The following is a 7,955-nucleotide window of genomic DNA, read 5'->3' on the forward strand; positions in this document are numbered from 1 at the left end:
CCAGGCTGACGCCATCCGGGCTCAGCGCGTGATCGCTGATGCAGCGCCAGCCGGCGCGCCGTGTTTCCAGCGCTTTCAAGGTCCGGGCATCTGGTTCGGGCAGCCGGTGACCACCGAGCACGAACCGAGTCGGAGCACTACCGGGCGGCCAGCACAGGCTGATCGAAGAGCCCCCCCGCGGCGACTGCAATCGGACCTCGTAACGCAAGCCTCCGCTGTCAGCGGAGGTGCCGAGCAGGTGCAACTCGGGCGCAGGCAGCCCGGTTTCGGGTGCGTCAGCACGCCAGACCTGACCACGGCTCCACGGGAAAACCGGCGCCGGCCTGACACTGAACGCAGCGACGTCCGCCAGCTCTGACGGCAGCAGACCGGAATCCGGTCGCGCCAGCCATTCGGCAGCACCGTGATCGGTATCGAGCAGGTATTCGAAGTTCAGGCGCTGGGGCGAAGCCTCGCTGTACATCGGCAGCCAGGCCGCGATCGCAGCGCAAGCAAGCACCGTTGCCACGGCTGCGGCCAGCAGACTGCGCTGCAACCAGACGCCCGCGGATCCGATCAATGCGAGCAGCGGCAGATAGACCCAGACCAGCAACGCAGCGGCCACGACCAGCGCATCCGGCCCCAGGCTTTGATGCAGGAAGCCAATGGTGGGAACGAAGACGCTGGTCGCCACCAGCGCGGCCACGACCAGCGCCAGAATCAGCGCCAGAATCAGCGCCCGATCACTGCCCAGTCGATTCAGCGCCGCCGGCCCCGCGATCAGCAGCAGGACAATCAACGGCAGCTGGAAGGCGAACCCCAGACCTGGCAAAAGCGTCGCACTGGCGAGCGTGGCCAGGGTCAGCAGCAGTCCGGTCGCCGACCACCAGGCCGTCAGATTGACGCGGGCCTTCAGCAATCGGGCGGCGATCAGCAAGGCCAGCGCGGCCAATGCCGCGTTGGCGATATCAAGCGGCAGCGGGTGCGCGCTCCAGTGATAGCTGGCAGCCGCCGGCGGTATTGCCGAAACGCTGCGCAGCGCCAGCAGCAGCGCCCAGTTGGCGAGCGCCGCCAGCAGCATGGCCAGGATCGAAACAGCTATCGCCAATGCCAGTTCGCGCAAGCCCAACCGACGATAACGAAGCTGGACACCGACGAGCAGCGCCCAGATCAGCGCGCTGCCAATGGCAATCGGCAGCGCCAACGCCGCCGGCCAGGCCAGCAGACGCTCGGCGAACAGATCGACATACACCGCGTCTCCCGCCTGCGTCGCGCCGGAGGTTTCGCCGGCCGGCAACGGCGCTTCGGCAAGCGCCAGCAGCATCGACAAGGCGTTATCGCCGTGATGCTGCAGGCTATCCCGCGAGAGGTTCGCCAGGCTGTCGCGCGGCGTGTGGTAGTGCTGCACGTTGCCAGTCAGCGCGAAGTTGTAGCCCTCCCAACCGGCGGCCTTGAACACGGTGAAATCGGTGTCGTTCGGCAACAACTGGTAGGCGGTGTAATAGATCGAGTTGGTAATCGGCCGCGCGACGCTTCCCTGATACAGCGACATCGCCCAAGCGTTGCGCCGGCCGGTTTCGAACATGAAGCTCGGGCCGTCGTTGCCGCGCGCTTCGAGGTTCACCGCCGCGCGCACTTCCTTGGCCCAGGGATGCTCGTCGACGAACACCCGAGCGCCGAGCAAGCCGGTTTCTTCGCCATCGGTGATCAGCAGCAGCACGCTGTGTCGCGGCTGCGGCTGGCCGGCCTTCAGCAGACGCGCGATCTCCAGCACCGTCGCTACGCCGATGCCGTCATCGGCCGCACCGGGCCCGGCGCCAACCGAGTCGTAATGCGCCGTCAACGCCACCGCCGAGCCGGCCTCGCGGCCATCGAGCCGCGCGACGATGTTCTCGACCACCGCGCAGTCGCCCCATTCATCGCAAGAGCGGCCGCTCTGGATCTCCGGCGCATAGCCCAGACTGGTCAGCCTGGCGATCAGGCGGTCACGCACTGCGTGGTTCGCCGCGCTACCGGTCGGGTGTGGGCTTTCATCGCCGAGCACGATGGCCAATGCATCGATCGCACGCTGCGCCGAGAACATGTTCTGCGGCGCATCGGCGGGCAAGGCTGGCGACGGCCGATAGCGCTGCGCCTGAAACGCAAGCAGCAGTGCGGTCAGCAGCAGGCTCAGGAGCAGAGCAAGGCTGGTTGAACGAGAACGGCCGCTGACCTGCGGCTGCGAAGGATCGGTCATGAGTCGAATTCGGGCGGAGTGCCCCGAACAGTAACCGACCAGGAGCGGCCAGGATCCCTGTTCCTGACCTCGATCGCGGTAACAGCCCGCGCCTCCGGGAGGAAGAGCGGGAAGCCCGCCAACCGGTCTGCTGGCTATCGAAATCCTTGATCGGCGATCCGCGCGATCGATGCCTCGAACCACCCCGCCACTGCAGGAGATCGCGGTTCACGGCAATCAGGAGCGTCCTTGCCGGCTGTCGATAACATTCAAGACGGAGTTCCGCGCCCCAACCGGACATCGTCCTGAAAAAGCCGGACGACAGGCACAAAAAAACCCGCACTCGGCGGGCTTGTTTGCTGAACCATCATGCGGATGGTGGGTTGCCCCGGACTCGAACCGGGAACCTACTGATTAAGAGTCAGCTGCTCTACCAATTGAGCTAGCAACCCGCACGACTTGCCGAAAATGGGGTGGACGATGGGACTCGAACCCACGACCTCTGGAATCACAATCCAGAGCTCTAACCAACTGAGCTACGCCCACCATAACTGCAATTACACCGCAGTTCGGTACCGACCTGAACTGCTCGCAAGGCTTCCAGAATCTTCAGGTTCTGCCTCGAACCGTCAAAGTGTTCTGTACTTCATTGCGGCGCGCAGTATACCCGTCTGTTGCCAATGTGCCAGCACTTTTTCACGATCGCCGATCATTCATGGCTGGCGATAGAACTTGTCGGGGTTGAACAGCGCATCGGGCAGGACTTTATCGGTCTGCTCGGAGCCCAGCCTGATCTCCGATCGACTGCCTTCGCGCAGGTCCTGCATCAGCACCCTGCCTGCCCGCCAGCGGCCATCAACCCGAGTCACCGTCGCCTGATCGACGATCAGCGTTTTCCATGGCACGCCGCCGTACAACTCGGCTTTCACCGGCAGGCACCAGAGATCGTCGATGACCAGATCGGCGCGGTCATAGAGGATGTCCGGATCGGTGGGCGGCACATAGCGCCAGCGTTCACCGCCGCGGCCGCTGACCTTGTCCGGTCCCACATAGCTGAACTGGCCACCGCTCAGGCCACTGAACAGGAACTTCAGGTCGAAGGCCGACAGGCCGCTGCCGAACAGTGATTGCGCCACCGTGGCGCCGACCACCTTGCGCACTTTCCGCACGCTCGGCAGGTAGAGATAGAACGCTTCCCGGCCCGACTTGCGCAGGAACAGATAGGACGCGCCGGCTAGATCGGCCGGTGCGGCCAGCTTCAGCATCGCCTGCTGATCCGGCGTGCCGCGGCGCCAGTACCAGCGGCCGGACAGACGCTTGATCGCGCCGTTGGCATCGGTCTGGGTGATCGCGATGTCCTGCGCCAGGCTGGTGGCCGAGGCATTCGCCGCGAGGCAGGCGCGCAGCGCTGCTTCATCGCGCGCCGCTTTTGTCGGCCAGGCAAACGCCAGACAACACAGGGCCGCCCACCGCGCGATGCGCAGCCCTGTGAAGCTCATTGCAGCAGCGACAGCGCAGCGTCGACCACCGGCGCCTTCTTGGCGAGATGTTCCATGATGAACACCTGCATTTCGCCGACGATGAAGCCGAGCGAAGCGCCAACGGCGATCAGGATCCATTCATCCTGCTCGAAGGCCGGATGCAGCAGGCCTTCGAATTCCTCGACCGACAGTTCGGTCATCTTGGTCGCCAGCGTGTCTTCGATCGCCATCGCATCGGCGGCGTATTCCTCGATGTGCTTCAGGGTCGCCGGCAGGCGCTTCATGATCTCTTCGGCGACCAGGCGCTTCATCGCCTGGTACTTGCTGCTGCCGACGGCGAACACCACGAACGGCTTGGCGATGCCCGACTGCTCATCGACCACCTTCTGCACCTGCTTCTGCACCATGGTGAACAGCTTGTCGGACAGTGGCCCCTTCAGCACCGCATCGATGATGTTGTGCGGCGTGACGATTTCCTTGGCGATCAGGCGTCCGTACTCGGCCGACACTTCGGCACGGCGCTTCAGGAACAGGCCCTGCCATTCGACCAGGCCCATGAAGTACTTGGTCGGATGCTTGGGGTTGAACACCATCTTCAACGCCAGCCAGTCGGTGAACCAGCCAGTGAACAGGCCGAACAGCGGCATCACCAACGGGTTCTGCGTCACCGCCCAGGTCACGGCCTGGACGATGCCGATGATGAAGCCGAAGTAGATGCCGGAATTGCGGATGAACTTGAATTCGCCGCTGCCCGCTTCGAGGAAGATGCGATTCAGCAGCGGTTTGTCGCGCAGCAGGTTCGATACCACCATGTCCTTCAGATCGAACACCGAATCGATGTTCGATTTGATGTCGATCATGATCGCCCGGACGATGTTCGGCGCCTCGTTCTGGATGCGGCTGATGATCAGCCGCTTGACCGTTTCCGGCGCCGCTTCCCAGAGGCCCGGCGAGTAGACCGCAGCGACTTCGCGGGTGATGTCTTCCACCGCCGCCAGCAGCGGCTTTTCGATTTCCTTGGCGATGCGATCGGGATCGAGCTTGTTGAAGATGTCTTCCGGCCTGATCAGCCGGGAGGTCATCGTGTCGCAGGCGATCGCCGCCATCGTTGCCGCCTTGCGCGGCACGATGCCCTGCCAGCCGAGGAACGGCTTGAAGCCGATGAACTCGATCGGCTGGAACATCATCTTGATCGCGACGATCTTGGTGACATAGCCGATCGCCGCTGCCACGAAGGGCATCGATAGATACAGCCACCAGTTCAATTGCACGTCGGTAATGATTTGTGACCAGCTTTGCATTGCCTTCTCCCCCTTGCTTCCGCTTATTTATTCTACGAATCCGGGTTTTACGAACCTGGCGCTGCGTTATTGATTCCGCCGCTCAATCTTCGGTGATCCGGCAGGCTTCCCAGAGGTTGCGGCCCAGCTCGGAAATCTTCAGGGTCTTGCGCTTGATCTGGCTGCGCTGGCCGGCGGCTTTCATCTGCGCCATCAGCTTGCGCAACACGTCATCGGTTTCGAGAATTTCGTACTTGGTGGTCTGCGTGTAGTCCTCCGGCCCGGTCTCCACCAGCCCCGCAGCAGCCAGCCGCTGCAGATAGCCGCGGGTCATCTCCGGCAGCTGCACACCGGCGGCACGGCCGACATTGCAGGTGTATTCGAGCACCGTGTGCGACACCATGCCGAGCTTCGACAGCGCGACCAGCGAAATCATCGGATAAGCCGTTCCATCCGAGAGCGCCGACAGGATGCGCGCCTCGTCCGGCAACAGATTACGCACCAGCAGGCTGTAGTAGGCCAGCTCGGCCTGCTCCTTGGTCTGCTCGCTCGAGGCCTGCAGCAGCTGCCGCAAGGTTTCGCCGGGGCCCCGCAGATCGCGGGTCGGCGCGTGGGTCTTGTCGATGCTTTCCATCGAGAAGGCGACCACCTGCACGGTCGTCGACTGCTCGCCTTCGAGACGATCAAGTCTGGCTTTCAGTTCGCCAAGCACGCGCTTCTCGGCCTTGCCGAGTTGCTCCTGAACGATCGCCCCGCCGGGCATCTTGGCGAGGATGCGATTGGCCAGTGCCGAACCCGTCGCGCCTTCTTCACCGGTTGCCGCTTCGAGCGCGCGTTGCCACAGCGAAGGATTCTTCTTGTTGCTCATGATGCGGGCTCTCCGGCCGTGGATGGCTCTGTTCGATGGCCAGGTTGGGGCCGCTGGGGCAGCAGGATGTCGGGGGCTTTTTCGAGCCTCAGCGTATCGGCTTTCAAGAGCAGATCCGAGCGCTGGATGATGACCGGGATGGCCTCGGCCGGGGAAGTTACCTCGAGCCCGAATCTGGCCAGGATCGGTGTGGTCACTTCGCGCTGCGCCTTGATCCGCGTATGCAGCACGGTATCGACTGGCGCCTTGATCGTCTGATTCAGCTTGAGCCCGATCGGTCCGTGGAATTTCACCCGCAACGTGGTGTCGATCGGCACCACGAACTTCACCGGCTGCTCGAACTGCAGCGGCACCCGGCCCTTGAACGCCACGTTCCGCAGCCGCTTGACGTTCTGATAGACGAAATCGGTGCGGCCTTCGATATCGGCGAAGGTGTCGACCGGAATCAGGCCGTTGTACTCGATGGTGAACTTCACCGGCACCACGGCATCGAGATCGATATCGGCGGTGTAATCCCCCTCGATCGGCAGATCGAGGGTCTGCTTGAACGGCACGATCGCATCGATGAAACCGTCGAGCTTGATCGTCACCTTGTTCGTTGCCTGGGCGTAGGCCACGAACTTCGGCGGCAGCGTGATCATGCCGGCCTGATCGGTGATCGTCAGGCCGAGGAACAGATTGGCGTACAGCCAGAAACCAAGCGCAGCGGCCGCCAGCGCAAGTGCGCCGGCAGCGACCAAGCCGACAGCCCACTTGAATAGCCCGCCGATCACGCCCGGCTTGCTCATGGAGCGGGAATGGGGGCTGGAACGGGAGCCGGTGCCGCCGCCGGCGCTGGATTGCCGCGCATGCCGAGCAACACGGTGCGCAGCGGCAGCAGCAGATCGGATTCAACGATGACGATCTTCGCCGGATCGGGAATGGTGATGATCGCTTCGAGCGCCGATTTCACCGGCACGCTCATCTGGCTCTTGATCGGAATCGTCGTCGTGATGTCGGCCTTCAACGGCACCGTCAGCGCCTGCTTGAGCCGGGCCTGTACCGGCGCCCGGAACTTGAGCCGCACCAGTTGGTCGACCGGAATGTTGAGGCTGACCGGCACGATCGCCTTGACCGGAATCTTCCCTCTCAGCGGCAGGTCGTGCTGGTCGCCGAGGATCTCGGCCTTGATCACCGTGTCGATGTCGAGAATCTGGTTGATCTGGATCTTGTCGCGCACCGGCACCGTCATCTTGATCGGCACGTCGCCGTCGAAATCGGCCATCACGTTCAGGGTTTCGGCGATCGGAATGGTGATCACCTGATCGATCGGCACCGTGGTCTTGATGCTGGTGTCGAGTTCGATCTCCAGGTTGTTCAGCACCTGTGCCGACACGCGCAGCGGCTCCGGAATGATCACCGTCGCCGGCTGGTTGCTGAGCAGCAAGCGGGCATCGACATTGCGGAACACCCAGACGCCGATCAGCACGCCGGCAATCACGCCGATGACGGCGATCAGTCCGATGAAGGCCAGAACATTTTTCATCAGCGTGTCGGCTCTCAGAACGTGTAGGCAATGCTGGCAGCGACGAAGTCGCGATCCGCCAGCGTGTTGCGGCGGCCCCCGCCGAAAAAGAAGGTGCTGACCAGATTGACGTCGAAGTCGCCGTAACTGAAGCGGAAGTCGCCGACCATCAGCTTGCGGCCTTCGAGGAAATTCTCCGCCAGCCCGGGCGAGACGCCGTAGATGTCATGCGTGAAGACCAGAAACGGGCTGACATCGAGCCCGGGAATCAGGACATCGGTGTAATGCAGCAGCGCGCCGAGCCGGTAGCCGGCGGAGAACGGGGTGACATAACCGCCGGTGTTGCGGATCGGGTTGATGATGATCGCGTTGCCAGTATCGAAAGCACCCTGCCCGGCATGGGTATCGGTGCCCGGCGCTTCGAACTGCAGCCGCGAACGTGACGGCAGGTTCGGCACCCAGATGTTGGTCAGTTCGAACAGCAGGGCCGAGTCCTTGGTGCCAAGGAAATGGGTGTTGCCGAAGATCCTGGTCAGGCCGATCGAGCTTTGCTGCACCGCCAGCCGCTGATAGCCGCGAATGTAGGCGCCGGGTGCGACCTCGCCGGGAATGCCGCCGCGATAGCCGG

7 protein-coding genes and 2 tRNA genes are annotated in these 7,955 nt (G+C 63.2%); all 9 read right to left on the reverse strand.

Annotated elements, in window-relative coordinates; all coding sequences use genetic code 11:
* Positions 1-2,215: M20/M25/M40 family metallo-hydrolase (locus Q0D45_RS19540; protein ID WP_293396974.1), on the reverse strand; the 2,215-nt coding region annotated here is incomplete at its 3' end.
* Between the two features lie 355 nt (positions 2,216-2,570).
* Positions 2,571-2,646, reverse strand: a tRNA-Lys gene (locus Q0D45_RS19545).
* Between the two features lie 17 nt (positions 2,647-2,663).
* Positions 2,664-2,740: transfer RNA gene (locus Q0D45_RS19550), tRNA-His, on the reverse strand.
* Between the two features lie 167 nt (positions 2,741-2,907).
* Positions 2,908-3,693 (reverse strand): outer membrane lipoprotein-sorting protein, encoded by a 786-nt coding sequence (locus Q0D45_RS19555; RefSeq protein ID WP_293396977.1) that lies wholly within the window; start codon positions 3,691-3,693, stop codon positions 2,908-2,910.
* Positions 3,690-4,976 (reverse strand): DUF445 domain-containing protein, encoded by a 1,287-nt coding sequence (locus Q0D45_RS19560; RefSeq protein WP_293396980.1) that lies wholly within the window; start codon positions 4,974-4,976, stop codon positions 3,690-3,692. Before Q0D45_RS19560 ends, Q0D45_RS19555 begins: the two co-directional genes overlap by 4 nt.
* A gap of 82 nt (positions 4,977-5,058) precedes the next feature.
* Positions 5,059-5,823: an Abi-alpha family protein gene (locus tag Q0D45_RS19565; RefSeq protein WP_293396983.1), complete on the reverse strand. Its 765-nt coding sequence runs from the start codon at positions 5,821-5,823 to the stop codon at positions 5,059-5,061.
* Positions 5,820-6,611: a hypothetical protein gene (locus Q0D45_RS19570; RefSeq protein WP_293396986.1), complete on the reverse strand. Its 792-nt coding sequence runs from the start codon at positions 6,609-6,611 to the stop codon at positions 5,820-5,822. Before Q0D45_RS19570 ends, Q0D45_RS19565 begins: the two co-directional genes overlap by 4 nt.
* Complete coding sequence (locus Q0D45_RS19575) at positions 6,608-7,348, reverse strand: hypothetical protein (protein WP_293396989.1); 741 nt, start codon at positions 7,346-7,348, stop codon at positions 6,608-6,610. Before Q0D45_RS19575 ends, Q0D45_RS19570 begins: the two co-directional genes overlap by 4 nt.
* A 14-nt stretch (positions 7,349-7,362) precedes the next feature.
* Positions 7,363-7,955 (reverse strand): DUF1302 family protein (locus Q0D45_RS19580; RefSeq protein WP_293396992.1); only part of this gene is annotated, 593 nt, incomplete at its 5' end.

It is taken from the genome of Nevskia sp. (assembly GCF_023266035.1).
Taxonomy (GTDB): domain Bacteria; phylum Pseudomonadota; class Gammaproteobacteria; order Nevskiales; family Nevskiaceae; genus Nevskia.

Bases quoted from the DNA above. Each gene is read 5' to 3' on its own strand.
- Q0D45_RS19575 (WP_293396989.1), bottom strand. From the start codon at position 7,348: ATGAAAAATGTTCTGGCCTTCATCGGACTGATCGCCGTCATCGGCGTG.
- Q0D45_RS19565 (WP_293396983.1), bottom strand. From the start codon at position 5,823: ATGAGCAACAAGAAGAATCCTTCGCTGTGGCAACGCGCGCTCGAAGCG.
- Q0D45_RS19570 (WP_293396986.1), bottom strand. From the start codon at position 6,611: ATGAGCAAGCCGGGCGTGATCGGCGGGCTATTCAAGTGGGCTGTCGGC.
- Q0D45_RS19555 (WP_293396977.1), bottom strand. From the start codon at position 3,693: ATGAGCTTCACAGGGCTGCGCATCGCGCGGTGGGCGGCCCTGTGTTGT.
- Q0D45_RS19560 (WP_293396980.1), bottom strand. From the start codon at position 4,976: ATGCAAAGCTGGTCACAAATCATTACCGACGTGCAATTGAACTGGTGG.